At 62.3% G+C, this 24569-nt stretch carries 36 protein-coding genes; 2 read left to right on the top strand and 34 right to left on the bottom strand.

Features of this window, described 5'->3' with window-relative positions; translation table 11 throughout:
• Nucleotides 1-27: 27 nt before the first annotated feature.
• From EN861_RS15815 to rpsL, 33 genes are all read right to left on the bottom strand, one after another.
• Nucleotides 28-1335, bottom strand: coding sequence for a replication-associated recombination protein A (locus EN861_RS15815; protein WP_127279756.1), 1308 nt, complete (start codon nt 1333-1335; stop codon nt 28-30).
• Nucleotides 1336-1375: 40 nt separating this feature from the next.
• Nucleotides 1376-2869, bottom strand: a complete 1494-nt coding sequence (locus EN861_RS15810; protein ID WP_135867737.1) for a DegQ family serine endoprotease — start codon at nt 2867-2869, stop codon at nt 1376-1378.
• Nucleotides 2870-3050: 181 nt separating this feature from the next.
• Entirely contained in the window at nt 3051-3479 is a 429-nt protein-coding gene (gene rplQ / locus EN861_RS15805) for a 50S ribosomal protein L17 (protein WP_127279754.1), read from the bottom strand.
• Between the two features lie 104 nt (nt 3480-3583).
• Nucleotides 3584-4594 (bottom strand): DNA-directed RNA polymerase subunit alpha, encoded by a 1011-nt coding sequence (locus tag EN861_RS15800; RefSeq protein WP_006205443.1) that lies wholly within the window; start codon nt 4592-4594, stop codon nt 3584-3586.
• Nucleotides 4595-4696: 102 nt separating this feature from the next.
• A complete protein-coding gene (gene rpsK / locus EN861_RS15795; RefSeq protein WP_006205444.1) occupies nt 4697-5086 on the bottom strand; it encodes a 30S ribosomal protein S11 in 390 nt (129 codons plus the stop codon).
• Between the two features lie 160 nt (nt 5087-5246).
• Nucleotides 5247-5615: a 30S ribosomal protein S13 gene (gene rpsM / locus EN861_RS15790; RefSeq protein WP_006205445.1), complete on the bottom strand. Its 369-nt coding sequence runs from the start codon at nt 5613-5615 to the stop codon at nt 5247-5249.
• 217 nt (nt 5616-5832) lie between these two features.
• Nucleotides 5833-6429, bottom strand: a complete 597-nt coding sequence (locus EN861_RS15785; protein ID WP_127281107.1) for an adenylate kinase — start codon at nt 6427-6429, stop codon at nt 5833-5835.
• On the bottom strand, nt 6426-7766 hold the full coding sequence (gene secY / locus EN861_RS15780) for a preprotein translocase subunit SecY (RefSeq protein ID WP_015317976.1): 1341 nt from the start codon (nt 7764-7766) through the stop codon (nt 6426-6428). Before secY ends, EN861_RS15785 begins: the two co-directional genes overlap by 4 nt.
• A gap of 193 nt (nt 7767-7959) precedes the next feature.
• Complete coding sequence (rplO, locus tag EN861_RS15775; RefSeq protein WP_095775807.1) at nt 7960-8433, bottom strand: 50S ribosomal protein L15; 474 nt, start codon at nt 8431-8433, stop codon at nt 7960-7962.
• Between the two features lie 22 nt (nt 8434-8455).
• Nucleotides 8456-8653, bottom strand: a complete 198-nt coding sequence (gene rpmD, locus EN861_RS15770; protein ID WP_006205449.1) for a 50S ribosomal protein L30 — start codon at nt 8651-8653, stop codon at nt 8456-8458.
• A gap of 24 nt (nt 8654-8677) precedes the next feature.
• On the bottom strand, nt 8678-9241 hold the full coding sequence (rpsE, locus tag EN861_RS15765) for a 30S ribosomal protein S5 (RefSeq protein WP_032933400.1): 564 nt from the start codon (nt 9239-9241) through the stop codon (nt 8678-8680).
• Between the two features lie 76 nt (nt 9242-9317).
• On the bottom strand, nt 9318-9677 hold the full coding sequence (gene rplR, locus EN861_RS15760; RefSeq protein WP_027145576.1) for a 50S ribosomal protein L18: 360 nt from the start codon (nt 9675-9677) through the stop codon (nt 9318-9320).
• A 138-nt stretch (nt 9678-9815) separates the two neighbouring features.
• On the bottom strand, nt 9816-10349 hold the full coding sequence (gene rplF / locus EN861_RS15755; RefSeq protein ID WP_013895694.1) for a 50S ribosomal protein L6: 534 nt from the start codon (nt 10347-10349) through the stop codon (nt 9816-9818).
• Nucleotides 10350-10437: 88 nt separating this feature from the next.
• Nucleotides 10438-10836 (bottom strand): 30S ribosomal protein S8, encoded by a 399-nt coding sequence (gene rpsH, locus EN861_RS15750; protein ID WP_006205453.1) that lies wholly within the window; start codon nt 10834-10836, stop codon nt 10438-10440.
• Between the two features lie 12 nt (nt 10837-10848).
• Complete coding sequence (gene rpsN, locus EN861_RS15745; protein WP_010909282.1) at nt 10849-11154, bottom strand: 30S ribosomal protein S14; 306 nt, start codon at nt 11152-11154, stop codon at nt 10849-10851.
• A gap of 27 nt (nt 11155-11181) precedes the next feature.
• Nucleotides 11182-11760 carry a 50S ribosomal protein L5 gene (gene rplE / locus EN861_RS15740; RefSeq protein ID WP_127278265.1) on the bottom strand — a complete coding sequence of 193 codons (579 nt, stop codon included), beginning with the start codon at nt 11758-11760 and terminating at the stop codon, nt 11182-11184.
• Nucleotides 11753-12067 (bottom strand): 50S ribosomal protein L24, encoded by a 315-nt coding sequence (gene rplX, locus EN861_RS15735; protein ID WP_006205456.1) that lies wholly within the window; start codon nt 12065-12067, stop codon nt 11753-11755. Before rplX ends, rplE begins: the two co-directional genes overlap by 8 nt.
• A gap of 12 nt (nt 12068-12079) precedes the next feature.
• Nucleotides 12080-12448, bottom strand: coding sequence for a 50S ribosomal protein L14 (gene rplN / locus EN861_RS15730; RefSeq protein WP_006205457.1), 369 nt, complete (start codon nt 12446-12448; stop codon nt 12080-12082).
• 72 nt (nt 12449-12520) lie between these two features.
• A complete protein-coding gene (gene rpsQ, locus EN861_RS15725; protein WP_010909280.1) occupies nt 12521-12760 on the bottom strand; it encodes a 30S ribosomal protein S17 in 240 nt (79 codons plus the stop codon).
• A gap of 11 nt (nt 12761-12771) precedes the next feature.
• Nucleotides 12772-12972, bottom strand: a complete 201-nt coding sequence (rpmC, locus tag EN861_RS15720; protein ID WP_006205459.1) for a 50S ribosomal protein L29 — start codon at nt 12970-12972, stop codon at nt 12772-12774.
• A 13-nt stretch (nt 12973-12985) separates the two neighbouring features.
• Complete coding sequence (rplP, locus tag EN861_RS15715) at nt 12986-13399, bottom strand: 50S ribosomal protein L16 (protein ID WP_006205460.1); 414 nt, start codon at nt 13397-13399, stop codon at nt 12986-12988.
• A 27-nt stretch (nt 13400-13426) separates the two neighbouring features.
• Nucleotides 13427-14152: a 30S ribosomal protein S3 gene (rpsC, locus tag EN861_RS15710; RefSeq protein WP_013895697.1), complete on the bottom strand. Its 726-nt coding sequence runs from the start codon at nt 14150-14152 to the stop codon at nt 13427-13429.
• A complete protein-coding gene (gene rplV, locus EN861_RS15705) occupies nt 14152-14541 on the bottom strand; it encodes a 50S ribosomal protein L22 (protein WP_006205462.1) in 390 nt (129 codons plus the stop codon). The genes rpsC and rplV overlap by 1 nt, the downstream gene beginning before the upstream one ends.
• A gap of 2 nt (nt 14542-14543) precedes the next feature.
• Nucleotides 14544-14822 carry a 30S ribosomal protein S19 gene (gene rpsS, locus EN861_RS15700; protein ID WP_027044977.1) on the bottom strand — a complete coding sequence of 93 codons (279 nt, stop codon included), beginning with the start codon at nt 14820-14822 and terminating at the stop codon, nt 14544-14546.
• Between the two features lie 16 nt (nt 14823-14838).
• Nucleotides 14839-15672 carry a 50S ribosomal protein L2 gene (rplB, locus tag EN861_RS15695; RefSeq protein WP_127278266.1) on the bottom strand — a complete coding sequence of 278 codons (834 nt, stop codon included), beginning with the start codon at nt 15670-15672 and terminating at the stop codon, nt 14839-14841.
• A gap of 22 nt (nt 15673-15694) precedes the next feature.
• A complete protein-coding gene (locus EN861_RS15690) occupies nt 15695-15988 on the bottom strand; it encodes a 50S ribosomal protein L23 (protein WP_010909275.1) in 294 nt (97 codons plus the stop codon).
• Nucleotides 15985-16605 carry a 50S ribosomal protein L4 gene (rplD, locus tag EN861_RS15685; protein WP_015317984.1) on the bottom strand — a complete coding sequence of 207 codons (621 nt, stop codon included), beginning with the start codon at nt 16603-16605 and terminating at the stop codon, nt 15985-15987. Before rplD ends, EN861_RS15690 begins: the two co-directional genes overlap by 4 nt.
• The gene (gene rplC, locus EN861_RS15680) at nt 16605-17327 is read right to left on the bottom strand and encodes a 50S ribosomal protein L3 (RefSeq protein ID WP_023757978.1); all 723 of its coding nucleotides are present in this window, start codon (nt 17325-17327) and stop codon (nt 16605-16607) included. The genes rplD and rplC overlap by 1 nt, the downstream gene beginning before the upstream one ends.
• Before the next feature lie 61 nt (nt 17328-17388).
• The gene (rpsJ, locus tag EN861_RS15675) at nt 17389-17697 is read right to left on the bottom strand and encodes a 30S ribosomal protein S10 (protein ID WP_010909272.1); all 309 of its coding nucleotides are present in this window, start codon (nt 17695-17697) and stop codon (nt 17389-17391) included.
• Between the two features lie 69 nt (nt 17698-17766).
• Nucleotides 17767-18942, bottom strand: coding sequence for an elongation factor Tu (tuf, locus tag EN861_RS15670; protein WP_127869375.1), 1176 nt, complete (start codon nt 18940-18942; stop codon nt 17767-17769).
• Nucleotides 18943-19009: 67 nt separating this feature from the next.
• On the bottom strand, nt 19010-21100 hold the full coding sequence (gene fusA / locus EN861_RS15665; RefSeq protein ID WP_127869367.1) for an elongation factor G: 2091 nt from the start codon (nt 21098-21100) through the stop codon (nt 19010-19012).
• Nucleotides 21101-21129: 29 nt separating this feature from the next.
• On the bottom strand, nt 21130-21600 hold the full coding sequence (gene rpsG, locus EN861_RS15660; RefSeq protein ID WP_008875664.1) for a 30S ribosomal protein S7: 471 nt from the start codon (nt 21598-21600) through the stop codon (nt 21130-21132).
• Between the two features lie 60 nt (nt 21601-21660).
• The gene (rpsL, locus tag EN861_RS15655) at nt 21661-22032 is read right to left on the bottom strand and encodes a 30S ribosomal protein S12 (RefSeq protein WP_006333356.1); all 372 of its coding nucleotides are present in this window, start codon (nt 22030-22032) and stop codon (nt 21661-21663) included.
• Nucleotides 22033-22496: 464 nt separating this feature from the next.
• Between rpsL and EN861_RS15650 the strand changes: the two genes are divergently transcribed.
• Nucleotides 22497-22778, top strand: coding sequence for a transcriptional regulator (locus tag EN861_RS15650; protein ID WP_127277968.1), 282 nt, complete (start codon nt 22497-22499; stop codon nt 22776-22778).
• 143 nt (nt 22779-22921) lie between these two features.
• A complete protein-coding gene (locus EN861_RS15645) occupies nt 22922-23845 on the top strand; it encodes a Gfo/Idh/MocA family oxidoreductase (RefSeq protein ID WP_189343650.1) in 924 nt (307 codons plus the stop codon).
• Between the two features lie 23 nt (nt 23846-23868).
• On the opposite strand, the gene EN861_RS15640 is transcribed toward EN861_RS15645, so the two are convergent.
• A complete protein-coding gene (locus tag EN861_RS15640; RefSeq protein WP_127277966.1) occupies nt 23869-24534 on the bottom strand; it encodes an O-methyltransferase in 666 nt (221 codons plus the stop codon).
• Between the last annotated feature and the right edge of the window lie 35 nt (nt 24535-24569).

The raw sequence follows: 24569 nt of genomic DNA, 5'->3' as shown, positions 1-24569 counted from the left end.
CCAAGGCCACCGGACTCCGCAAACCGGCTATTCCCGCTCTTTGCGCAGCTTTGCCCAGTAGTCGAGCCGCTTCCTGATATCGCGCTCGAAACCACGTTCGGGCGGATCGTAGAAGGTCTGTCGACCCATTTTTTCGGGAAAATAGTCCTGGCCTGAAAAGGCGTCCGGCTCATCATGGTCGTAACGGTAGCCGGCGCCGTAATCCTCCTCTTTCATCAGCTTGGTCGGCGCGTTGAGGATATGCTTGGGCGGCAGCAGCGAGCCATGTTCCTTCGCGGCCCGCGTGGCTGCCTTGAAGGCCGTATAGACGGCGTTGGATTTCGGCGCGGTGGCGAGATAGACGGTGGCCTCGGCGAAAGCGAGCTCGCCCTCGGGAGAGCCGAGATAGTCATAGGCATCCTTGGCGGCGTTGGCGACGACCAGTGCCTGCGGATCGGCCAGCCCGATGTCCTCCATCGCCATACGCACCAGCCGGCGGCCAAGATAGAGCGGATCCTCGCCGGCATCGAACATGCGCGCCAGATAGTAGAGCGCGGCATCCGGATCCGAGCCGCGCACCGACTTGTGCAGCGCCGAGATCAGATTGTAATGGCCATCCTGGCCCTTGTCGTAGATTGGCGCACGGCGCTGGACGATGCGCTGCAGCCCTTCGGGATCGAATATCTCGCCAGGCTTGGCTGCACGCCAGACTTCCTCGGCCAATGTCAGCGATGCGCGTCCGTCGCCATCGCTCATGCGGATCAGCATCGCCCGCGCCTCGTCATCGAGCGGCAGCGCCCTACCCTCCGTCTCCTCCGCCCTTATCATCAGCTTGGCGATGCTGTCTTCGCCGAGCGAATGAAAGACCATGACCCGCGCGCGCGACAACAAGGCCGCGTTGAGTTCGAAGGATGGGTTTTCGGTGGTGGCGCCGACCAGGACCACCGTCCCGTCCTCCATGACGGGGAGGAAAGAGTCCTGCTGGGCACGGTTGAAGCGGTGAATCTCGTCGACGAAAAGCAGCGTCTGGCGCCCGTTGGCGCGGCGCAGCTTGGCCGCCTCGAACACTTTCTTCAGATCGGCGACGCCGGAAAACACGGCCGATATCTGCTCGAACGCAAGACTGGTTTCGCCGGCAAGCAGCCTTGCCACCGTGGTCTTGCCGGTGCCGGGCGGACCCCAGAAGATCATCGACCCCAGCGAACCGGAACCGATCAGCCGGGTCAGCGCGCCATCGGGACCCGTCAGATGCTCCTGGCCGACGACCTCGCCAAGGTTTTTCGGCCGCAGCCTGTCGGCCAGCGGCCGCCCGGGCGGCACCTTTTCCGGTTCATCGACACTGAACAGATCGGCCATGCACTTCTTTTAGTTTGGAGCGCGATCCTTCAGATCGAACTCAGTAACGCAACACCTGGCGCAGTATCTGCCCGCCGCGCTCGACGGTAAAGCGCCACCAGCGCGTATCCTGCTGGGCTACCTGCGCCAGCGTTGCGGCGGTGTCGATGCTGGTGCCGTTGACCTCGCGCACGACGTCGCCCGGCTGGAAACCGAAATCGGCGGCCGGCGAATCACGGTTGATGTCGATCACCGTCACGCCCTTGAGGTCCGTGCGCAGGCCGAGCTTCTGGGCAAGCCGCGGCGACAGTTCCGAGACCTTGGCGCCCGAGAACGGGCTGCGGCCATGCAGCGTCACCTCCGAGGCTTTCGCACCCTCCGGCGCCCGCTCCAGCGCGATATCCATCGCTGCCTGCTGGCCCTTGGTCAGGATCGCGAAATTCGCCTTGGTGCCGATCGACAGCGTCGCCATGCGATAGTCGAGCGCCTCGATGCTCTCGACCGGCTTGCCATTGATCTGCAGCACGACATCGCCCGGCTTCAGTCCTGCCTTGCCGGCGGGGCCTGCCGCGTCGACGGACGAGACCAGCGCCCCGGTCGGCTTTTCCATGCCGAGCGATTCCGCGATCTGCGGTGTCACTGCTTCGAACTCGGCGCCGATATAGGGCCGTTCGAAGAAATCGAGGCCGGCCTTGGCGGCGTCGGCGAAAGCCCGCACCATGTTGGCTGGGATCGCAAAGCCGATACCGATCGAGCCGCCGCTGCGGCTGTAGATGGCGGTGTTGATGCCGACCAGTTGGCCGCCCATGTTGATCAGCGCGCCGCCGGAATTACCGGGATTGATGGCGGCGTCGGTCTGGATGAAATAGCCCGAGTCCGAGACGCCTATATGGCTGCGCGCAAGGGCGGAAACGATGCCGCTGGTGGTGGTCTGGCCGACGCCGAAGGGATTGCCGATGGCCAGCACCAGGTCGCCGACTTCGAGCGCGTCGGAATCGCCGATGGCGATCACCGGGAACGGCTTGTCGGACTCAATCTTGAGCACGGCAAGGTCGAGCGTTTCGTCCTTCAGCATCACCTTGCTGGCGAATTCACGGCCATCGGCGGTCGCCACCTTGACCTCGTCGGCGTCCTTGATGACGTGGAAATTGGTGACGATGACACCGCTCGGATCAACGAGCACACCCGAGCCCAGGGAAGACTGAGCACGCGGCTGGGCGCGGCCGAAAAACTCCTCGAAGAACGGATCGCCTTCGAAAGGCGATGTCACCTTGGCTGTCTGCGAGGCATAGACATTGACCACGGCCGGCGCGGTCTGCTTGACCAGAGGCGCGAACGACAATTGCACTTCCTCACGACCGAACGGCACGCGCTTGTCCGGGCCTGAAGTGGCATTCTCGCCTTCAACGCCATGCAGCAGGTCGGTCAGCACATCGGAGAGCCCCGGATCGGCGGGCTTGGCGGCGTCCTCGGCCAGCGCCTGCCGGACTGCCGGTGCGGCTGCGAACACCATGAAGGCGCAAAGCAGAACAAGGGACAGTCTTTTGGCGAGCATTCGCGAATCCTCCAAGGCGAGTTCGGGCGCATTGTCCCGACGAATGTGCAAAATGAAAGGCTAAGCCGCTGAAATCCGATTATTTTCGCGCCAATCAATAGTTTTGGGCACGGCTTGGCGCGCACAGAATATGAAAAAGGGGCCCGCAGGCCCCTTTAATTCAATCTGGAAAGACGAAGCCTTATGCGGCCGCGGCTTCGTCCGTGCCTTCCGCCTCAAGGCGGGCGCGGTCGCCGGCGCCCTTGGCGTCGGTGTCGCGGTCGACGAACTCGATGACGGCCATCGCGGCATTGTCGCCGTGACGGAAGCCTGCCTTCATGATGCGCAGATAGCCGCCGTTGCGGGTGGCGTAGCGCGGGGCGATGGTGTCGAACAGGCGCTTGACGACGCCTTCATTGCCGATCTGCGCGATCACCTGGCGGCGGGCGTGCAGGTCGCCGCGCTTGCCGAGCGTGACCAGCTTCTCGACGATCGGACGCAAGTCCTTCGCCTTCGGCAAGGTGGTGACGATCTGCTCGTGCTCGAGCAGCGACACCGCCAGGTTGGCGAACATCGACTTGCGGTGGCTTATGCTGCGGGCGAAGCGGCGGCCTTTGAAACCGTGGCGCATGGCTCTTTTCCTTCTTCAGTTGTTCAAGAGGCCACGGCCTCTGATGGTTTTCCGCATGACCGTCGGACCGAGCGGCTCACGCCGCCGATCCTTGGAGTTCATGCTCAATATTGGTCTTCGTAACGCTTGGCGAGGTCTTCGATGTTTTCCGGCGGCCAGTCCGGCACTTCCATACCGAGGTGCAGGCCCATAGCCGCCAGCACTTCCTTGATCTCGTTCAGTGACTTGCGGCCGAAGTTCGGGGTGCGCAGCATCTCGGCTTCGGTCTTCTGGATGAGATCGCCGATGTAGACGATGTTGTCGTTCTTCAGGCAGTTGGCCGAACGCACCGAAAGCTCGAGTTCGTCGACCTTCTTGAGCAGCGCCGGGTTGAAGGCGAGCTCGGTGACGGCTTCGGCGGCGACTTCCTTCTGCGGCTCGTCGAAGTTGACGAACAGGCCAAGCTGGTCCTGCAGGATGCGGGCGGCGAAAGCCACCGCGTCCTCGCCCGAGATCGAGCCATCGGTCTCGATGGTCATGGTCAGCTTGTCATAGTCGAGAACCTGCCCCTCACGGGTGTTCTCGACCTTGTAGGAGACCTTCTTGACCGGCGAATAGAGGCTGTCGACCGGGATCAGGCCAATCGGCGCGTCCTCGGCGCGATTGCGCTCGGCCGGCACGTAACCCTTGCCGGTGTCGACGGTGAATTCCATGCGGATTTCAGCGCCTTCGTCCAGCGTGCAGATGACGTGGTCGGGGTTGAGGATCTCGACATCGCCAACCGTCTGGATGTCGCCGGCGAGAACCGCACCCGGGCCCTGCTTGCGCACGACCATGCGCTTGGGGCCGTCGCCTTCCATGCGGATGGCGATTTCCTTGATGTTCAAGACGATATCGGTCACGTCCTCGCGCACACCGGCGATGGACGAGAATTCATGCAATACGCCGTCGATCTGCACGGCGGTGACAGCCGCACCGCGCAGCGAAGACAGAAGCACGCGGCGCAGCGCGTTGCCGAGGGTAAGACCAAAGCCACGCTCGAGCGGTTCGGCGACCAGCGTGGTCAGGGTCTTCTTCTTCGACGAGAACTCGATCTTGTTCGGCTTGATCAGTTCCTGCCAATTTTTCTGGATCATGATGCTTTCCTTCCGTTGACCCGCCACCATCCAATCGTGGCGGGCGACCTGGAATACCGTGGAGGAACGCTTTCGTAAGCGTTCGCGCGGCGTTCAATAATGTTAGACGCGGCGCTTCTTGCGCGGGCGGCAGCCATTGTGCGGGATCGGCGTCACATCACGGATCGAGGTGATGGTGAAACCGGCCGCCTGCAGGGCGCGCAGCGCCGATTCACGACCCGAGCCCGGTCCGCAGACCTCGACTTCGAGCATGCGCATGCCGTGTTCCTGGGCCTTCTTGGCAACGTCCTCGGCAGCCATCTGGGCGGCGAACGGGGTCGACTTGCGCGAACCCTTGAAGCCCTGGGCACCGGCCGACGACCAGGCGATCGAATTGCCCTGCGCGTCGGTGATGGTGATCATCGTGTTGTTGAAGGTCGAATTGACGTGGGCAACGCCCGACGAGATGTTCTTGCGTTCGCGGCGGCGAACACGTGCGGCTTCCTTGGCCATGGTAGTCCTTTCAGTTGATCTCTACACCGCCGTAATGCCAGCGGCTCCACCTTACTAAGGGAGTAGGGGAATAGGGCAGTAAGGGAGTAGGGAAAAATGCGACCCGATCGACGGGCATTCCCTACTGCCTTACTCCCCTACTCCCTTATTCCCCTAAAAATTACTTCTTCTTGCCGGCAATCGACTTGGCCGGGCCCTTGCGGGTACGTGCATTGGTATGGGTGCGCTGACCGCGAACCGGCAGCGAGCGGCGGTGACGCAGGCCGCGGTAGCAGCCGAGGTCCATCAGACGCTTGATGTTCATCGACACTTCGCGACGCAGGTCGCCTTCGACCTGGTAATCGCGGTCGATGGTCTCGCGGATCTGCAGCACTTCCGCGTCGGTCAGCTGGTTGACGCGGCGCTCGGCGGGGATGCCGACTTTGTCGACGATCTCCTGGGCGAACTTCTTGCCAATGCCGTGAATGTACTGAAGCGCGATGACGACGCGCTTGTTGGTCGGAATGTTGACGCCGGCTATACGAGCCATGTTCTTCTCTTCTCCATGTGGACCGGACGACCTTAAACAAGGCAGATCCCGGCGCTGTTCAAATTGCCCCGCGTCCGGTGGAGGCCGGCCCTTGCGGGAGTTTCCAGTTCAAAGCGACTGCCTTGCCCTTGCGGACAAGCAAAGTGCGCACCTGATAGGAAGACGGGCCGCCATACCGCAGCGAACCGTCTCCGTCAAGCTTAATCTTTAAATTCCCTTACCGCGCCTTTGCGGCCGCGGCGAGCACGGTCTCGATCTCGGCGGTCACCGCGTCGATACTGGCCATGCCGTCCACAGTCTTGAGCTTGCCCTTGGCATAGTAGTAGCCGGTCAGCGGAGCGGTCTTCTTGTAGTACTCCCGCAGGCGCTCTTCGAACACAGCGGGATTGTCGTCCTTGCGCACCGGCTGGCCGGCGGCCTTGGCATCATCGGCGCGCTTGACGATGCGGCCGACCAAAGCCCTGTCATCGACGACCAGTTCGATAACCGTATCGAGACCAATGCTGCGCTCCGAGAGCATCGATTCAACCGCATCGGCCTGCACAAGCGTACGCGGGTAGCCGTCGAGGATGAACCCCTTGGCGCAGTCGGCCTGATCGATACGTTCTGCGACGATGGCGTTGACGATGGCGTCGGATACCAGTTCTCCAGCATCCATCACCGCCTTGGCGCGCTTGCCGACCTCGGTACCCGCCTGGACGGCGGCACGCAGCATGTCACCCGTCGAGAGCTGGGGAATGCCGTGTTTTTCTACCAGTCTTTGTGCTTGTGTCCCCTTGCCCGCCCCCGGCGGCCCAAGCAAAATCAACCTCATCTGGCTTTCTTCCCCCCGCGCAGCTTCGACTTCTTGATCAGGCCTTCATACTGGTGCGCGATCAGGTGACCCTGAATCTGCGCAACCGTATCGAGCGTGACACTGACCACGATCAGAAGCGATGTGCCACCAAGGTAGAATGGTACGCCAGTCGCCGAGATCAGGAACTCCGGCAGCAGGCACACCAGCACCAGATAGATGGCGCCGACGACGGTGATGCGGGTGAGAACGTAATCGATGTAATCGGCGGTGCGCTCGCCCGGGCGATAGCCCGGGATGAAGCCCGAATGCTTCTTGAGCTGGTCGGCGGTGTCCTTCGGGTTGAAGACAATCGCAGTGTAGAAGAAGGCGAAGAACACGATCATCGCCGCGTAGAATGCCATGTAGAGCGGCTGGCCGTGGCCGAGCGAGGCCAGGATGGTGCTCGCCCAGGCCGGCATGTTGGTCGTCTGCGAAAAGCCGGCGACGGTGGCCGGCAGCAGCAGCAGCGACGACGCGAAGATCGGCGGGATGACGCCCGACGTGTTGAGCTTGAGCGGCAAATGCGAGGTATCGCCCTGGAACATGCGGTTGCCGACCTGGCGCTTCGGATACTGGATCAGCAGGCGGCGCTGGGCGCGCTCGAAAAAGACGATGAGCGCGATCACGACGATGGCCAGCACGATGATCGCCAGGATCAGGCCGGTCGACAGGGCGCCGGTGCGGCCGAGCTCCAGCGTGCCGGAAATGGCGTGCGGAAGACCAGCGACGATGCCGGAGAAAATGATGAGCGAGATACCGTTACCGATGCCGCGCGCGGTGATCTGCTCGCCGAGCCACATCAGGAACATGGTGCCGCCGACAAGCGTGACGACGGTGGAGATGCGGAAGAACATGCCGGGGTCGCTGACGATGCCGTTGCCGTTCTCCAGCCCCACCGAAATGCCGTAGGCCTGCACCAGCGCCAGCAGCACGGTGCCGTAGCGCGTGTACTGGTTGATGACCTTGCGGCCCTGCTCGCCTTCCTTCTTCAGCGCTTCCAGCGAGGGAATGACCGATGTCATCAACTGCATGATGATGGAGGCGGAGATGTAGGGCATGATGCCAAGCGCAAAGATCGCCATGCGCTGCACGGCGCCGCCGGCGAACATGTTGAACATGCCGAGCACGCCCTTGCTCTGCGAGGAGAAGGCCTGGGCGAAGGCATCGGGATTGATGCCGGGAAGCGGGATGTAGGTGCCGAGGCGATAGACGAGCAACGCGCCGATGGTGAACCAGATGCGTTTCTTCAGGTCCTCCGCCTTGGCGAAGGCCGAGAAATTCAGATTCGAGGCTAGTTGTTCAGCAGCCGAAGCCATGCCTGATTCTCCGCTTGGTAACGCTTGATGGCCCGTGAGGTCAGGCGGTGCGTTTCACCGAAGCTCACGAGATAAGCTCCGGGCTGTAAACATGCAAGCGGCCGCGTTGACGCGGCCGCTAAATTGAGCAGATCAAAGCGCGATCGAAAGCAAAAACGGATGCCACTCTTGCCGACCGCGCTTCAAATTGCCGTTACTCGGCAGCTGCCTTTTCCGGCAGCTTGACCGACCCACCGGCCTTTTCGATCTTCTCGATCGCGGCCTTGGAGGCGCCAGCGACGTCGAAGGCGAGCTTGGCCTTGAGTTCGCCATCGGACAGCACGCGCACGCCATCCTTGACGCGACGGATGACGCCGGCGGCGACAAGCGCCTCGGCCGTCACGGTCGCCTTGGCGTCGAGCTTCTTGGCATCGACGGCTTCCTGGATGCGGGCCAGCGAGACGACAACGAAGCTCTTGGCGAAGATGTTGTTGAAGCCACGCTTCGGCAGGCGCCTGTAAAGCGGCATCTGGCCACCCTCGAAGCCGTTGACGGCAACGCCGGAGCGCGCCTTCTGGCCCTTGACGCCGCGACCGGCGGTCTTGCCCGAACCGGAGCCGATACCGCGGCCGAGACGCTTCTTGGAGTGCGTCGCGCCGTCCTTGTCACGCAGATCGTTGAGTTTCATCTTGCTTCTCCTGCGCTTTGGCTCAGCCCTCGTCCACAACGCGGACGAGATGCTGGACGGCGGCGATCATGCCGCGCACGGAGGGCGTATCTTCCAGCGTGCGCTGCTTGTGCATCTTGTTGAGGCCGAGGCCGACCAGCGTCGCGCGCTGTTCCTTCGGGCGGCGGATCGGCGAACCGATCTGCTCAACGGTGATGGTCTTGGTTGCTTTCTTGGCCATGGTCAAAATCCCTGGTCAGATCGACTATTCTTCAGCCGCAACGGCGGTGCCGCGGCGGGCCTGAAGGGTCGAATACTTGATGCCGCGCGCGGCAGCCACATCCTTGGGATGCATCTGGCTCTTCAGCGCGTCGAAGGTGGCGCGAACCATGTTGTAGGGGTTCGACGACCCCATCGACTTGGCGACCACGTCATGCATGCCGAGCGTCTCGAAGACAGCGCGCATCGGGCCGCCGGCGATGATGCCGGTACCCTGCTTGGCGGCGCGCAGCAGCACGCGGCCCGCACCCCAGCGTCCTTCGACGTCGTGATGCAGCGTGCGGCCCGAGCGCAGCGGCACGAAGATCATGTCGCGCTTGGCCGATTCAGTCGCCTTGCGGATGGCTTCCGGCACTTCGCGCGCCTTGCCATGACCGAAGCCGACGCGGCCCTTCTGGTCGCCGACGACGACGAGCGCGGCGAAGCCGAAGCGGCGGCCACCCTTGACGACCTTGGCGACGCGATTGATGTGGACCAGCTTGTCCACCATGCCGTCATCGCGCTCTTCACGCTCGCGGCCGCGGCCGCCTTCCCTACGTTCCTGTGCCATATCCTGTTCCTTGTTCTTTTCCGGAAGCACGGGTTGCTGATTGCCGGCGCCACTTTGGGTCGCCGACGGTGAAAAATCAGAAGCTGAGACCGCCTTCGCGGGCAGCCTCGGCCAGCGCCTTGACGCGGCCGTGATAGATGTACGGGCCACGGTCGAAAACGACTTCCTTGATGCCGGCCTTGGTGGCGCGCTCGGCGATCAGCTTGCCGATTGCGGCGGCGGCGGCGGTATCGGCGCCGGTCTTGAGCGACCCCTTGAGGTCCTTCTCGAGCGTCGAGGCGGCAGCGATGGTGTGGCCCTTGGCGTCATCGATCACCTGAACGTAGATGTTCTTCGACGTGCGGTGCACCGAAAGACGCGGACGTTCGCCGGCGACTTTCTTGATCTGGCGGCGGACGCGTTGCGCACGGCGCTGGATGGCTTCCTTGGTACCCATGATGTCTTCCTTGCCTTCAAAAAACGGGGGCCGCCATATGCGGTAGGCGAAGCGCCTCCCGCGACCGCTCCCCGCGGCGTTACACTTCCGTGGCTTGGTCCTGTCCGAAAAGTCCGCGACTTTTCCAAGCCAAACCGATTACTTCTTCTTGCCTTCCTTGCGGACGATCTTCTCGCCAGCATAACGGACGCCCTTGCCCTTGTAAGGCTCGGGACCACGGTATTCGCGGATCTCCGCGGCAACCTGGCCGACCTGCTGCTTGTCGATGCCGGCCACGGTGATTTCGGTCGGCTTCGGCACGGTGATCGTGATGCCGGCCGGCGTCTCGTAGACGACATCATGGCTGAAGCCAAGAGCCAGCTGCAGGTTCTTACCCTGCAAAGCGGCGCGATAGCCGACGCCGGTGATCTCGAGCTTCTTCTCGAAGCCGTCCTTCACACCCTGCAGGATGTTGACGATCTGCGTGCGCGACATGCCCCACTTGGACCGGGCGGTCTTGGTCTGGTCGCGCGGCTGGACAGCGATCTCGCTGCCTTCCATCTTGACCAGCACTTCGTCGTTCACCACGAACTTCAGCTCGCCCTTGGGGCCCTTCGCCGTCACGGTCTGGCCGTTGACGGTCGCGGTCACGCCCTGCGGCAGCGAAACGGGTTTCTTTCCAATACGAGACATTTTGTTGTCCTCGTCACTTCTCTTGTTTCAGGTCTCTGTCTTCGGAACGATCCGAAGACCGGATTCCAATTTGCGGTGAGCTGCCAGATCAGAAGATCTGGCAGAGGATCTCGCCGCCGACGTTCTGCTCGCGTGCTTCGTGGTCGGCCATCACGCCCTTCGGTGTCGAAAGGATGGCGATGCCGAGGCCGTTGGCGACGTGCGGGATCGACTTGGCCGAAACGTAAACGCGGCGGCCGGGCTTCGAAACGCGGGCGATTTCACGCACGACCGGAGCACCGTCGAAATACTTCAGCTCGATTTCGATCTCGGACTTGCCGTTGTCGAAGTCGGTCTGGCTGTAATCGCGGATATAGCCTTCAGCCTTCAGCACGTCGAGGACGCGGGTGCGCAGACGCGAGGCCGGCGTCGAGACACTCGACTTCTTGCGGCCATAGGCGTTGCGGATGCGGGTCAGCATATCGCCGAGAGGATCGCTCAATGACATGTTATGTCCTCCTTACCAGCTCGACTTGACCAGGCCCGGGATCTGGCCGTTGTTGCCGAGATCCCGAAGCGCGATGCGCGATACTTTGAGCTTGCGATAATAGGCCCGCGGACGGCCGGTGACTTCGCAGCGGTTGCGGATGCGGATCTTGGCCGAGTTGCGCGGCAGGGCAGCAAGCTTCAGCTGAGCGCGGAAGCGCTCTTCCATCGGCTTGGACTGATCCATGATGATCGCCTTCAGCGCAGCGCGCTTGGGACCGTACTGGTCGGCAAGCTTGCGGCGCCTGTTGTTCTTCTCGACTGAGCTGGTCTTTGCCATTTCAGATTTTTCCTTTTCTCGCTGCCGTTACTGGCGGAAGGGGAAGTTGAAAGCCTTGAGCAAAGCCCTGGCTTCGTCGTCCGTCTTCGCAGTCGTACAAACGATGACGTCCATGCCCCAGATCTGATCAACCTTGTCGTAGTTGATCTCCGGGAACACGATGTGCTCCTTGATGCCCATGGCGTAGTTGCCACGGCCATCGAAGCTCTTGGGGTTCAGTCCGCGGAAGTCGCGGACGCGCGGCAGCGCGATGTTCACGAGGCGGTCGAGGAACTCGTACATACGTTCCTTGCGCAGCGTGACCTTGGCGCCGATCGGCATGTTCTCGCGGACCTTGAAGCCAGCGATCGAATTGCGGGCGCGGGTGACGACGGCCTTCTGGCCGGCGATCATCGCCAGATCTTCGGCCGCGACCGAAGGCTTCTTCGAATCTGCGGTCGCTTCGCCGACACCCATGTTCAGCACGATCTTGTCGAGGCGCGGAACCTGCATGTCGTTGTCGTAGCCGAACTGCTCCTGCAGCGCCTTGCGAATGGTCTCGTTGTAGACCTGCTTGAGGCGCGGCGTGTTGTTGGCGGTCGCCTGCTTGGTTTGAGCCTTAGCCATTGATGACTTCTCCCGAGCGCTTGGCGACGCGCACCTTCTTGCCGTCCTTCTGGAAGATGAAACCGACGCGGGTCGGCTTGCCATCCTTCGGGTCGGCCAGCGCGATGTTCGACAGCTGGATCGGCGCTTCCTTGGTAATGATCCCGCCCTCTTGGGACTGGGACTGCTTCTGGTGACGACGGATCATGTTGACGCCGCGCACCAGCGCGGTGTCATCCTTCGGCTGAACCGAAAGGACTTCGCCCGAACGGCCCTTGTCCTTGCCGGCCAGCACGACGACCTTGTCGCCTTTTCTAATCTTTTGCATTGGTCCGGCTCCTTACAGCACTTCAGGCGCGAGCGAGATGATCTTCATGTGGTTCTTGGCGCGAAGTTCGCGCGGAACCGGTCCGAAGATACGCGTGCCGATCGGCTCTTTCTTGTTGTCGACGAGAACGGCCGCGTTCTTGTCGAAACGGATCACGCTGCCGTCCGGGCGGCGGATGTCCTTGGCCGTGCGAACCACGACCGCCTTCATCACATCGCCCTTCTTAACGCGGCCGCGCGGAATGGCTTCCTTGATCGACACCACGATGATGTCGCCCACGGAAGCGTATTTCCGCTTCGAGCCGCCCAGCACCTTGATGCACATGACACGACGCGCGCCGGAATTATCCGCCACGTCGAGGTTTGTTTGCATCTGAATCATGACTGGCCGCCTTCTTCTTTCCTAACGGGACGGGCTCGAAGCCCCTCCCCGGTCTGTCCAAAATTCGTTTGTTTACGCCTGGTCCGAGGACACGACGATCCAGCGCTTATCCTTGGAAATCGGCTTCGATTCCTGGATGAACACCTGATCGCCGACCTTGTGGGCGTTGTTCTCGTCGTGCGCCTTGTACTTCTTGGTCATGCGCACGGTCTTCTTCATCACGGGATGCGTGAAGCGCCGTTCGACCTTGACGACAACCGTCTTCTCGTTCTTGTCGCTGACGACGGTGCCCTGCAGAATGCGCTTTGGCATGGTTTTCGTCCTTAAGCCTTCTTGGCCGCGGACTTTTCCGCAGCGATGGTCTTGATACGCGCAATGTCCTTACGAACCTGCCTCACGCGCGCGGTCTTCTCGAGCTGGCCGGTGGCCTTCTGGAAGCGCAGGTTGAACTGCTCCTTCTTCAGGCTGGCCAGGTCGTCGGTCAGCTGGTCCTGGGTCTTGGTCCGGATATCTTCGGCTTTCATGATCAGCCCGTCCTTATTCTGCGATGCGCTGTACGAAGCGCGTCCTGACCGAGAGCTTGGCCGCGCCGAGACGCAGCGCCTCACGGGCGGTTTCTTCATTGACGCCGTCGATCTCGAACATGATGCGGCCCGGCTTGACGCGCGCCGCCCAGTAGTCGACCGCGCCCTTGCCCTTGCCCATGCGGACTTCGGTCGGCTTCGACGTGACCGGCACGTCCGGGAAAATACGGATCCAGACGCGGCCAGCGCGCTTCATTTCGCGAGTGATCGCGCGGCGGGCCGCCTCGATCTCACGCGCGGTGACGCGGTTCGGCTCAAGCGCCTTCAGCCCGAAACCACCGAAATCCAGGTTGGTGCCGCCCTTTGCGGTACCATGGATACGGCCCTTGAACTGCTTGCGGAACTTTGTGCGCTTTGGCTGCAGCATCGTTCTAACTCCAAATTCCTAAATGTCTCAGGCGTTTTCGCGACGACGACCGCGTTCGCGATCACCACCACCGCCATGCGCGGCATCGCCCTCGGTCGCACGACGCTCCGAAGCCATCGGATCGTGCTCGAGGATCTCGCCCTTGAATACCCAGACCTTGACGCCACAAATGCCGTAAGCCGTATTCGCCTCGGCCGTGCCGTAGTCGACATCGGCGCGCAGCGTATGCAGCGGCACGCGACCTTCACGGTACCATTCCATGCGCGCGATCTCGGCGCCGCCAAGACGGCCGGCGCAGTTGATGCGGATGCCTTCGGCACCGAGGCGCATGGCCGACTGCACGGCACGCTTCATGGCGCGGCGGAACGCGATGCGGCGCTCGAGCTGCTGGGCGATCGACTGGGCGACCAGGGTCGCGTCGATTTCCGGCTTGCGCACTTCGACGATGTTGAGGTGCGTCTCGGACTTCGTCATCTCCATCAGCTTCTTGCGAAGCTTCTCGATGTCGGCGCCCTTCTTGCCAATGATCAGACCCGGGCGCGCGGCATGGATGGTGACGCGGCACTTCTTGTGCGGACGCTCGATCACGACCTTGGAGATCGCGGCCTGCTTGAGCTCCTTCTCAAGATACTTGCGGATCTTGATGTCCTCATGCAGCAGCTTGCCGTACTCGCCGGTGTTCGCGAACCAGCGCGAATCCCAGGTGCGGTTGATGCCGAGGCGAAGACCGATCGGATTGACTTTCTGGCCCATTATGCGGCCTCCCCTTTTTCTTCGACTTCACGAACGACGATCGTGAGGTGCGAGAACGGCTTCTCGATACGGCTGGCGCGACCGCGGCCACGAGCGTGGAACCGCTTCATGACGATCGACTTGCCGACATAGGCTTCCGCCACGATCAGCGCATCGACGTCGAGGTCGTGGTTGTTTTCCGCGTTGGCGATTGCCGATTCCAGCGTCTTCTTGACCGTGCCGGAAATCCGCTTGGCCGAGAATTCGAGATCGGAAAGCGCTGTCGCGACCTTCTTGCCGCGGATCAGCGCGGCAACCAGGTTCAGCTTCTGCGGGCTGATACGGATCGTGCGCAACACGGCGCGCGCTTCGTTGTCAGCAAGCCTGCGCGGAGCTTTGGCCTTGCCCATGATTATTTCCTCTTCGCCTTCTTATCCGCGCCGTGACCGTAATAGGTCCGCGTCGGAGCGAATTCACCGAACTTGTGACCGACCATGTCCTCGTTCACCGCGACGGGAACGTGCTTCTGGCCGTTGTAGACACCGAAGGTGAAGCCGACGAACTGCGGCAGGATGGTGGAGCGACGGCTCCACATCTTGATCACCTCATTGCGACCACCTTCACGAACCTTATCCACCTTCTTGAGAAGGTAGCCGTCGATGAAGGGGCCTTTCCAAATAGAACGAGTCACTTGGCGTTACCTCTTCTTAGCTCTTGCGCTGATGGCGCGAGCGCAGGATGAACTTGTCGGTCGCCTTGTTGGACCGCGTCTTCTTGCCTTTGGTCGGCTTGCCCCACGGGCTGACCGGATGACGGCCACCGGAGGTGCGGCCTTCGCCGCCGCCGTGCGGATGGTCGACCGGGTTCATGGTCACGCCGCGATTGTGCGGACGCTTGCCGCGCCAAACCGTGCGGCCGGCCTTGCCGTCATTGATGTTGCCGTGGTCCGGATTGGACACGGCACCGACGGTGGCCATGCAGGAGCCGTGAACGACACGCTGCTCACCCGAGTTGAGGCGCAGGATCGCCATGCCCTGGTCACGGCCGACCAGCTGGCCGTAACCACCCGCGGAGCGGGCAACCTGGGCGCCCTTGCCCGGCTTCAGCTCGATGTTGTGGACGATGGTGCCAACCGGCATCGAGGCCAGCGGCATCGCGTTGCCCGGCTTCACGTCGACGGCTTCGCCCGCCACGATCTTGTCGCCGGGAGCCAGGCGCTGCGGAGCAATGATGTAGGACAGCTCACCATCATCATACTTGATCAGCGCGATGAAGGCGGTGCGGTTCGGATCGTATTCGATGCGCTCGACCGTGCCGACGACGTCGAACTTGCGGCGCTTGAAGTCGATGATGCGGTACGAACGCTTGTGACCGCCGCCGATGAAGCGGGCCGTGATGCGGCCGTAATTGTTGCGGCCGCCCGACTTGGTCAGGCCTTCGGTCAGGCCCTTGACGGGCTTGCCCTTGTAGAGGCCCGAGCGGTCGACGATGACCAGCTGGCGGGTGCTCGGCGTTATCGGGTTGAATTTCTTAAGTGCCATTGTCCTGTCCTCGCGGCCTTGCTCAGAGACCCGTCGCGACGTCGATCGACTGGCCGTCGGCCAGCGTCACGATCGCCTTCTTGACGTCGCTCTGGCGGCCGATCGTGCCGCGGAAGCGCTTGATCTTGCCCTTGCGGACAAGCGTGTTCACGGCCATCACCTTGACGCCGAACAGCGCTTCGACGGCGGCCTTGATTTCCGGCTTCGACGCCTTCTTGGCGACGTTGAAGACGACCTGGTTCTGCTCGGAGGCCATGGTCGACTTTTCGGTGATCGCCGGCGAGACGATCACGTCGTAGTGACGAAGGTCGGTCATTTAAAGCGCTCCTCGAGAGCCTCGACGGCGGCCTTCGAAAGGACCAGCGTGCCGCGGCGCAGAATGTCGTAGACGTTGATGCCCTGGATGGGCAGCACGTCGATGTTGGGGATGTTGGTGGCTGCCAGCTTGAAGTTCTTGTCAAGCTCGGCGCCGCCAATCACCAGGGCGTTGGTCAGACCCAGCGTCGCGAAATTCGCGATCAGCGCCTTCGTCTTGGCCTCGGTCAGCTTCAGCTCGTCGATGATGATGATCGACGCGCTCTTGGCCTTGGCCGAGAGAGCATGCTTGAGGCCAAGCGCACGAACCTTCTTGGGCAGTTCATGCTCATGGCTGCGAACGACCGGGCCGTGGGCCTTGCCGCCGCCGCGGAACTGCGGAGCGCGTGCCGAGTGGTGACGGGCGCGGCCCGTACCCTTCTGCTTGTACATCTTGGCGCCGGTGCGCGCGATTTCGGCGCGGCCCTTGGCCTTGTGCGTGCCCTGCTGCTTCTTGGCAAGCTGCCAGCGCACGACGCGCTGCAGGATGTCCTCGCGCGGATCAAGGCCGAAAATTCCGTCGGAAAGTTCCACCTTGCCGGCGTCTTTACCGCCGAGCGTTGTGATCTTGAGATCCATTATTCCGCTCCCTCTGTGGCCGGAGCCTCGTTCTTCGCAGCTGCCGCAACAGCACGGATCGCGGCGGGCTTCGGCGCATTGGCCGGCAGCGCCACCTTGGCCGCGTCGCGGACCAGGATCCAGGCGCCCTTCGATCCGGGAACCGCACCGCGGATCAGGATCAGGCCGCGGTCGGCGTCGGTCGAGACGATCTCCACATTCTGCGTGGTGACCCTGGTGTCGCCCATGTGGCCAGCCATGTGCTTGCCCTTGAACACCTTGCCCGGGTCCTGACGCTGGCCGGTCGAACCGTGTGTACGGTGCGATACCGAGTTACCGTGCGTCGCGCGACCACCACCCATGTGGTGACGCTTGATGACGCCCTGGAAACCCTTGCCGATCGTCGTGCCCGTCACATCGACCTTCTGGCCGGCGACAAAGTGCTCGACGGTGATCTCGGCGCCAACATCGATCATGTTGTCGGCGGAGACGCGGAACTCGGCGACCTTCGCCTTAGGCTCGACGGAAGCGGTCGCGAAATGGCCGCGCATCGCCTTCGACGTGTTCTTCACCTTGGCGAGGCCAACGCCGAGCTGAACGGCGGTGTAGCCATTCTTCTCCTGCGTGCGCTGTGCCACGACCTGGCAGTTCTCCATCTGGAGAACGGTGACGGGAACATGTTCCCCCGCATCATTATAGATGCGGGTCATTCCCACCTTCTTTGCAATCACACCTGAACGCATCGGTTCAATTCCTTTAGAGTTCCGGGCCAGGGACACCGCCCCTTACCGCGCTCTCATTCCCTTAGAGCTTGATCTCGACGTCGACGCCGGCGGCCAGATCGAGCTTCATCAAAGCATCGACGGTCTGCGGGGTCGGATCGACGATGTCGAGCAGACGCTTGTGCGTGCGCATCTCGAACTGCTCGCGGCTCTTCTTGTCGACGTGAGGCGACCGGTTGACCGTGAACTTTTCGATCCGCGTCGGCAGCGGAATGGGGCCGCGGACGTTTGCACCGGTGCGCTTGGCCGTCGACACGATTTCCTTCGTCGAGGCGTCGAGCACGCGGTGATCAAACGCCTTCAGGCGGATGCGGATATTCTGTCCGTTCATGCGTCACTTCCTTGTTCTGGCGCGGCGCGGGCAACTCCGGCGCCCGCGACAGATCGGTTTAAGTCCAAATTACTCTTTGATGGTGACGACGATGCCGGCACCGACGGTGCGGCCGCCTTCACGGATGGCGAAGCGCAGCTTCTCTTCCATGGCGATCGGCACGATCAGCTCGACATCGACCGTGATGTTGTCGCCGGGCATCACCATCTCGGTGCCTTCCGGCAGCGACACGATGCCGGTCACGTCGGTCGTGCGGAAGTAGAACTGCGGACGGTAGTTGGTGAAGAACGGCGTGTGACGGCCACCTTCGTCCTTGGTCAGGATGTAGGCTTCGGCCACGAACTTCTTGTGCGGCTTCACCGTGCCCGGCTTGGCCAGAACCTGGCCGCGCTCGACACCTTCACGATCAACGCCGCGCAGCAGCGCGCCGATGTTGTCGCCAGCCTGGCCCTGATCGAGCAGCTTGCGGAACATTTCCACGCCCGTGCAGGTCGTCTTGGTCGTCGGACGGATGCCGATGATTTCCAGTTCCTCGCCGACCTTGACCACGCCGCGCTCGACGCGGCCGGTCACGACCGTGCCACGGCCCGAGATCGAGAACACGTCTTCGATCGGCATCAGGAACGGCTTGTCGAGCGGACGAACCGGCGTCGGGATGTAGGCGTCGACCTGAGCCATCAGCTCGCGGATCGCGTCCTCGCCGATCGTCTTGTTCGAATCTTCGAGTGCGGCAAGCGCCGAACCCTTGACGATCGGAATGTCGTCGCCGGGGAATTCGTTCTTCGACAGCAACTCGCGAACCTCGAGCTCGACCAGTTCGAGCAGCTCGGCGTCGTCGACCTGGTCGACCTTGTTCAGGAATACCACGATCGACGGCACGCCGACCTGACGGGCAAGCAGGATGTGCTCGCGGGTCTGCGGCATCGGGCCGTCGGCGGCAGACACGACCAGGATCGCGCCGTCCATCTGCGCGGCGCCGGTGATCATGTTCTTCACATAATCGGCGTGGCCGGGGCAGTCGACATGCGCGTAGTGGCGGTTCTCGGTCTCGTATTCGACGTGAGCCGTCGAGATCGTGATGCCGCGCGCCTTCTCTTCCGGCGCCGCGTCGATCTGGTCATAGCGCTTGTATTCGCCAAAATACTTGGTGATCGCAGCCGTCAGCGACGTCTTGCCGTGATCGACGTGACCAATCGTGCCGATGTTCACATGAGGCTTAGTGCGCTCGAATTTACCTTTTGCCATGTGATGTCTCCATTTCCTGCTCGCCCATGCGGGCTTTGAATTGCGTTACCGCGGCAGCTCTTTCGAGTTACGCGTATTTCTTCTGGACTTCCTGAGCGACCGCGGTCGGGACCGGCTCATAGTGATCGAACTGCATCGTGTAAGCCGCGCGGCCCTGGCTCATCGAGCGCAGGTTGTCGACGTACTTGAACATGTTGGCGAGCGGCACCATCGCGTTGATGACGACGGCCACGCCGCGCGCTTCCTGGCCCTGGATCTGGCCGCGACGGCCGTTCAGGTCACCGATGACGCTGCCGACGTAGTCTTCCGGCGTCACCACCTCGACCTTCATGATCGGCTCGAGCAACTGCACGCCAAGCTTGGGAGCAGCTTCACGGAAGCACGCACGGGACGCGATTTCGAAGGCCAGGACCGAGGAGTCGACATCATGGTAGGCACCGTCGATGAGCGTCGCCCTGACGCCGATCATCGGGAAGCCGGCGAACGGACCAGCGCCCATGACGCTCTGGATGCCCTTTTCGACGCCCGGAATGTATTCCTTCGGCACCGCGCCGCCGACGATCTTGGACTCGAACACGAAGTCCTCGCTCTCGGAATTCGGCTCGAACACAACCTTGACGCGCGCGAACTGGCCGGTACCGCCGGTCTGCTTCTTGTGCGTGTAGTCCTGCTCGTGCTTGCGGGTGATCGTCTCGCGATAAGCCACCTGCGGCGCGCCGACATTGGCTTCGACCTTGAACTCGCGACGCATGCGGTCGACGATGATGTCGAGGTGCAGTTCGCCCATGCCGGAGATGATGGTCTGGCCGCTTTCCTCGTCGGTCTTGACGCGGAAGGACGGATCCTCGGCAGCCAGGCGGTGAAGCGCGAGGCCCATCTTTTCCTGGTCGTTCTTGGTCTTCGGCTCGATGGCGATCTGGATGACCGGATCGGGGAATTCCATGCGCTCGAGGATGACCGGGTGCAGCGGATCGCACAGCGTGTCGCCGGTGGTGGTGTCCTTGAGGCCGGCCAAGGCGACAATGTCGCCCGCAAAAGCTTCTTCGACGTCGGCGCGCGAATTCGCATGCATCTGCAGCATGCGGCCGATGCGCTCCTTCTTGCCCTTCACGGTGTTGTCGACAGAGACGCCCTTGGTGAGCTTGCCCGAATAGATGCGGGCAAAGGTCAGCGAACCGACGAACGGGTCGTTCATGATCTTGAAGGCGAGCATCGACAGCGGCTCGTTGTCGTCCGCATGACGCTCGATCTCGGCGTCGGTCTTGGCATCGACACCCTTGATGGCCGGAACATCGGCCGGCGACGGCAGGTATTCGACAACGGCGTCGAGCAACGGCTGCACGCCCTTGTTCTTGAAGGCCGAGCCGCAGAACATCGGGTAGAACTTGACCGCGATCGTACCCTTGCGGATCAACGAACGGATCTCGTCATTCGACGGCATCTTGCCTTCGAGGTAGTTTTCCAGCGCCGTCTCGTCCATTTCGACGGCGGCTTCGATCATCTTCTCGCGGTATTCCTCGGCACGCGCCTTGAGGTCGGCCGGGATCTCGACGACGTCCCAGGCAGCGCCCAGCGTCTCGTCGCGCCAGACCAGCGCATTCATCTCGACGAGGTCGACGACACCCTTGAATTCGGTCTCGGCGCCGATCGGCAGCTGCATGACGACAGCCTGCGCACCGAGGCGCGAGCCGATCATCTCGACCGAGCGGTAGAAGTCGGCGCCGATCTTGTCCATCTTGTTGCAGAAGATCATGCGCGGCACGCGATACTTGTCGGCCTGGCGCCAGACGGTTTCCGTCTGCGGCTCGACACCGGCATTGGCATCGAGCAGCGCGATGGCGCCGTCGAGCACGCGCAGCGAACGCTCGACCTCGATGGTGAAGTCGACGTGTCCGGGGGTGTCGATGATGTTGAAGCGGTGCATCTTGCCGTCACGGCCCTTCCAGAAGGTCGTGGTCGCGGCGGACGTGATGGTGATGCCGCGTTCCTGCTCCTGCTCCATCCAGTCCATGGTGGCAGCGCCGTCGTGCACTTCGCCGATCTTGTGCGACTTGCCCGTGTAATAGAGGACGCGCTCGGTGGTCGTCGTCTTGCCGGCGTCGATATGCGCCATGATACCGAAATTGCGGTAGTCTTCGATTTTGTATTCGCGGGCCATCGTAGCTGCCTCTCAGTCCTGTTCGCGCTTTACCAGCGATAGTGCGCGAAAGCGCGGTTGGCTTCAGCCATCTTGTGGGTGTCTTCCCGCTTCTTCACGGCGGTGCCGCGGTTGTTGGCCGCGTCCATCAGCTCGCCGGAGAGGCGGTCGACCATGGTGGTCTCGTTGCGGTTGCGGGCCGCGGCGATCAGCCAGCGGATCGCCAATGCCTGGCGACGCTCGGGACGAACGTCGACCGGAACCTGGTAGGTGGCGCCGCCGACGCGGCGCGAACGCACTTCCACATGCGGCGCGACATTGTCGAGCGCCTGGTGGAAGACGGTGACCGGCTCCTGCTTGGTCTTCGACTGGACCTGGTCCAGCGCGCCGTAGACGATGGTCTCGGCAACCGACTTCTTGCCGTCATACATGACGGCGTTCATGAACTTGGTGACGATCAGATCGCCGAACTTGGGATCCGGGTTGATCTCACGCTTTTCTGCACTGTGACGACGCGACATGGCTTTTGTCTCTCAATCTCGTAGCCCGGCGCGTTCAAGCAGCGCCAAGGCCGGAAAATCTTACTTCGGACGCTTGGCGCCGTACTTCGAACGGCGCTGCTTGCGGTTCTTCACGCCCTGCGTGTCGAGCACGCCGCGGATGATGTGGTAGCGCACGCCCGGAAGATCCTTGACGCGGCCGCCGCGGATCATGACCACGGAGTGTTCCTGAAGGTTGTGACCTTCGCCGGGAATGTAACCGATCACTTCAAAACCATTGGTCAGGCGGATCTTGGCCACCTTGCGCAGCGCCGAGTTCGGCTTCTTCGGCGTCGTCGTATAGACGCGCGTGCAGACGCCCCGCTTCTGCGGGTTCTGCTGCATGGCCGGGACCTTGTTGCGCTTCACCGGCGCAATGCGCGGCTTGCGGATCAGCTGGTTGACGGTAGGCATTAAACCCTCTTGTCTCTCAATTCCGTGTCTCGTGCCGGTCAAGGCTCGCTCAAAGCGTCATTTCCATACGCAAATTCGGGCCACAAACCGCGCCTCGCGGTCTTGCCCGAACAAATCGCAGAGGAAGCGGAAGCCGCTTCGTGCACGCCGGAAATGTCTTTTCGCTCGTAAAACGAACCCTGTTTGAGGCAAACTCCAAAGCGTGTCGCTTCGGAAGGGAGAGCCTCACATCGGTTCTGACTGGGCGGCTTCTACTCGTAAGCCCGCGAACCGTCAACCCCGCAGCGGCAAATATTGCATTGAAGCCGGGGCTTGGCAGCCATGCGAAAACCGCATGTAATTTTCTTTCGCCGTTTGGCAAGGGCGAGGAAGAAAGTGACCGAGTTTTGGCTGTTGCGGGGCCTTGCTTCATGCGAAAAGGCCGCATGAACACTGACAATCCCTCGCCGCGAAGGAATCGGCCCGTGAACGACAATGAAGAACGCCCGGTCACCATCATCACCGGCCGGGTGTGGAAGAAGAAAGGCGGCAAGCCGGAAGGCGTGCATGTCATGCTGGTGGCGCCCGATGACGATTCGGCGGTGCGCCGTGCGCTCGAATCGCTGGCTGCCGAAGGCTACGCCGAGGCCGAACTCGACCAGATCGGCGACATGGAGGGCGAGCCCGACGATGAGCCGCATCTTTCGGCCTTCCAGGGCGCGCTTGAAGGCGAAGTGTCGATCGTGACCTTCGACGTGCCGATCTGATCGCAGCGTGGCGCCCCTCGCCTGCCCAGCGTCATGATGCCGATTCGTTCGAATAGCTGGCATGGCCGACGCTTGCCCGTCATGGCCGATCTGCTAAGAGACGCGCAGACGTCCCAACCCGGCGGAGCCTCATGTCCTCATCCATCTCGCCCATAAGAATCGGCATTGTCGGTGTCGGCAAGATCGTCCGCGACCAGCACCTTCCGGCACTGGCCAAGGATCGAGACTACCAGCTGATCGCAGCGGCCAGCCGGCACGGCAAGGTCGACGGCATCGCGAATTTCCCCGATATAGAGACGATGCTTGGCGCGGTTGCCGAACTCGACGCGGTGTCGCTGTGCATGCCGCCGCAGTTCCGCTATGACGCCGCGCGCAAGGCGCTCGAGGCCGGGAAGCACGTCTTCCTGGAAAAACCGCCGGGTGCCACGGTCAGCGAAGTCGAGGACCTGAAGGCGTTCGCGGCGAAACAAGGCGTCTCCTTGTTCGCAAGCTGGCACTCGCGCTACGCGCCGGCTGTCGAAGCGGCACGGACATTCCTGGCTTCGACCAAAATCAAATCGGCGGCGATCGTCTGGAAGGAAGATGTGCGCCGCTGGCATCCGAACCAGGACTGGATCTGGCAGCCTGGCGGCTTCGGCGTCTTCGATCCCGGCATCAACGCGCTGTCGATTGCAACCTATATCCTGCCGGCCATGTACATCACTTCGGCCGTACTCGATTTTCCGGAGAATCGCGACGCACCGATCGCGGCCCAGGTCGCGTTCCACGCGGCGAACGGATCCGATGTGACCATGGATCTCGACTGGTTGCAGACCGGACCGCAGAGCTGGGACATTTTGGCCGACACGGATGCCGGGCAGATGGTGCTCTCGGGTGGCGGCTCGAAGCTCGCCGTCGACGGCCGTGTCGTCCATGAGGAACCGGAAGCGGAATATCCGATGCTCTACCGGCGATTTGCCGAGATTGTGCATGCCGGCGTATCCGATGTGGACCTTGCACCGCTGCAGCACGTCGCCGACGCCTTCATGCTCGGCAAGCGCAATGTGGTCGAGGCGTTTTTCGACTGAAGATCGCCAGGTGCGCCCTGACGTCAGTCGACAATCGCGATGGCAAAGCCGTCATAGCCCTTGGCGCCCCCGGTCTGGATGGCTGTGCCGTCCAGCCGTTTTTCGCCGCCGATGAAGGAAAACGCCGCGCGGGCGCCTTCGACATTGGCATCGCGGCCATCCTCATCCAGCACGGCGCCGTCACGGATGACGTTGTCGCAGACGATGACCGTCCCGGAGCGTGACAGCCGCAAGGCCCAGGACAGATAGTTCGGGTTGTTCGGCTTGTCGGCATCAATGAAGATCAGATCGAACGGGCCGGCATTCTCATTGCCGAGTGCGGCAAGCGACTGGAGCGCCGGACCGACGCGCAGTTCCACCCGGTCCGCTACCCCTGCCCGCTCGAAATTCGAGCGTGCGACCTTGGCATGATGCGGATCGAGTTCGAGCGTCACGACTTTGCCGTCGGCGGGCAGTCCCCGCGCCATCCAGATGGTCGAATAGCCGCCCAGCGTGCCGATCTCGAGCGCCTTTTTCGCGCCGCCGATGCGCGCCAGCAGCGAGAGCAGTTTTCCTTGCGCCGCCGAGACATCGATCGCCGGCAGGCCATTGTCGCGGTTGGCCGCCAGAACCGCGTCGAGAACGGGATCCGCCTCGAAGAGCGAGGAGACGATGTAGTCGTCGACAGCCGTCCAGGTCTTCGTGCTCATCTGCTTTCCTCCGATCGTTGAAACGAAAAAGCCGC

It is taken from the genome of Mesorhizobium sp. M8A.F.Ca.ET.218.01.1.1 (assembly GCF_004791165.1).
In the GTDB taxonomy this organism is placed as follows: Bacteria; Pseudomonadota; Alphaproteobacteria; order Rhizobiales; family Rhizobiaceae; genus Mesorhizobium.
Note: the sequence above shows the minus strand (reverse complement) of the source record. Positions and strands in the feature narration are given on the sequence as shown.

What these genes read in the sequence shown, in the direction of transcription:
- rpsC (WP_013895697.1), bottom strand. Translation starts at nt 14,152, where the DNA reads ATGGGCCAGAAAGTCAATCCGATCGGTCTTCGCCTCGGCATCAACCGC.
- rpsJ (WP_010909272.1), bottom strand. Translation starts at nt 17,697, where the DNA reads ATGAACGGACAGAATATCCGCATCCGCCTGAAGGCGTTTGATCACCGC.
- rpsN (WP_010909282.1), bottom strand. Translation starts at nt 11,154, where the DNA reads ATGGCAAAGACCAGCTCAGTCGAGAAGAACAACAGGCGCCGCAAGCTT.
- tuf (WP_127869375.1), bottom strand. Translation starts at nt 18,942, where the DNA reads ATGGCAAAAGGTAAATTCGAGCGCACTAAGCCTCATGTGAACATCGGC.
- rpsH (WP_006205453.1), bottom strand. Translation starts at nt 10,836, where the DNA reads ATGTCATTGAGCGATCCTCTCGGCGATATGCTGACCCGCATCCGCAAC.
- rplD (WP_015317984.1), bottom strand. Translation starts at nt 16,605, where the DNA reads ATGGATCTCAAGATCACAACGCTCGGCGGTAAAGACGCCGGCAAGGTG.
- rpsM (WP_006205445.1), bottom strand. Translation starts at nt 5,615, where the DNA reads ATGGCTCGTATAGCCGGCGTCAACATTCCGACCAACAAGCGCGTCGTC.
- rpsL (WP_006333356.1), bottom strand. Translation starts at nt 22,032, where the DNA reads ATGCCTACCGTCAACCAGCTGATCCGCAAGCCGCGCATTGCGCCGGTG.
- rplN (WP_006205457.1), bottom strand. Translation starts at nt 12,448, where the DNA reads ATGATTCAGATGCAAACAAACCTCGACGTGGCGGATAATTCCGGCGCG.
- rplP (WP_006205460.1), bottom strand. Translation starts at nt 13,399, where the DNA reads ATGCTGCAGCCAAAGCGCACAAAGTTCCGCAAGCAGTTCAAGGGCCGT.
- rplV (WP_006205462.1), bottom strand. Translation starts at nt 14,541, where the DNA reads ATGGGCAAGGCCAAAGCTCCGCGCAGGCTTGCTGACAACGAAGCGCGC.
- rplF (WP_013895694.1), bottom strand. Translation starts at nt 10,349, where the DNA reads ATGTCTCGTATTGGAAAGAAACCCGTTTCGCTGCCGCAGGGCGTGACC.
- rplB (WP_127278266.1), bottom strand. Translation starts at nt 15,672, where the DNA reads ATGGCACTTAAGAAATTCAACCCGATAACGCCGAGCACCCGCCAGCTG.
- rplC (WP_023757978.1), bottom strand. Translation starts at nt 17,327, where the DNA reads ATGCGTTCAGGTGTGATTGCAAAGAAGGTGGGAATGACCCGCATCTAT.
- EN861_RS15800 (WP_006205443.1), bottom strand. Translation starts at nt 4,594, where the DNA reads ATGATCCAGAAAAATTGGCAGGAACTGATCAAGCCGAACAAGATCGAG.
- rpsK (WP_006205444.1), bottom strand. Translation starts at nt 5,086, where the DNA reads ATGGCCAAGGAAGCCGCACGTGTTCGCCGCCGCGAACGCAAGAACATC.
- rpsE (WP_032933400.1), bottom strand. Translation starts at nt 9,241, where the DNA reads ATGGCACAGGAACGTAGGGAAGGCGGCCGCGGCCGCGAGCGTGAAGAG.
- secY (WP_015317976.1), bottom strand. Translation starts at nt 7,766, where the DNA reads ATGGCTTCGGCTGCTGAACAACTAGCCTCGAATCTGAATTTCTCGGCC.
- fusA (WP_127869367.1), bottom strand. Translation starts at nt 21,100, where the DNA reads ATGGCCCGCGAATACAAAATCGAAGACTACCGCAATTTCGGTATCATG.
- rpmD (WP_006205449.1), bottom strand. Translation starts at nt 8,653, where the DNA reads ATGGCCAAGAAAGCAACCAAGACCATCACCGTTGAGCAGATCGGTTCG.
- rplX (WP_006205456.1), bottom strand. Translation starts at nt 12,067, where the DNA reads ATGCAAAAGATTAGAAAAGGCGACAAGGTCGTCGTGCTGGCCGGCAAG.
- rplO (WP_095775807.1), bottom strand. Translation starts at nt 8,433, where the DNA reads ATGAAACTCAACGATCTGCGTGACAAGGACGGCGCGACGCACTCCAAG.
- rpmC (WP_006205459.1), bottom strand. Translation starts at nt 12,972, where the DNA reads ATGAAAGCCGAAGATATCCGGACCAAGACCCAGGACCAGCTGACCGAC.
- rplQ (WP_127279754.1), bottom strand. Translation starts at nt 3,479, where the DNA reads ATGCGCCACGGTTTCAAAGGCCGCCGCTTCGCCCGCAGCATAAGCCAC.
- EN861_RS15785 (WP_127281107.1), bottom strand. Translation starts at nt 6,429, where the DNA reads ATGAGGTTGATTTTGCTTGGGCCGCCGGGGGCGGGCAAGGGGACACAA.
- EN861_RS15640 (WP_127277966.1), bottom strand. Translation starts at nt 24,534, where the DNA reads ATGAGCACGAAGACCTGGACGGCTGTCGACGACTACATCGTCTCCTCG.
- rplR (WP_027145576.1), bottom strand. Translation starts at nt 9,677, where the DNA reads ATGGGTACCAAGGAAGCCATCCAGCGCCGTGCGCAACGCGTCCGCCGC.
- rplE (WP_127278265.1), bottom strand. Translation starts at nt 11,760, where the DNA reads ATGGCTAAGGCTCAAACCAAGCAGGCGACCGCCAACAACACGCCGCGC.
- rpsQ (WP_010909280.1), bottom strand. Translation starts at nt 12,760, where the DNA reads ATGCCAAAGCGCATTCTGCAGGGCACCGTCGTCAGCGACAAGAACGAG.
- EN861_RS15810 (WP_135867737.1), bottom strand. Translation starts at nt 2,869, where the DNA reads ATGCTCGCCAAAAGACTGTCCCTTGTTCTGCTTTGCGCCTTCATGGTG.
- EN861_RS15690 (WP_010909275.1), bottom strand. Translation starts at nt 15,988, where the DNA reads ATGACCGACCTTCGTCACTACGACGTGATCGTCTCGCCGGCGATCACC.
- EN861_RS15815 (WP_127279756.1), bottom strand. Translation starts at nt 1,335, where the DNA reads ATGGCCGATCTGTTCAGTGTCGATGAACCGGAAAAGGTGCCGCCCGGG.
- rpsG (WP_008875664.1), bottom strand. Translation starts at nt 21,600, where the DNA reads ATGTCGCGTCGTCACAGTGCAGAAAAGCGTGAGATCAACCCGGATCCC.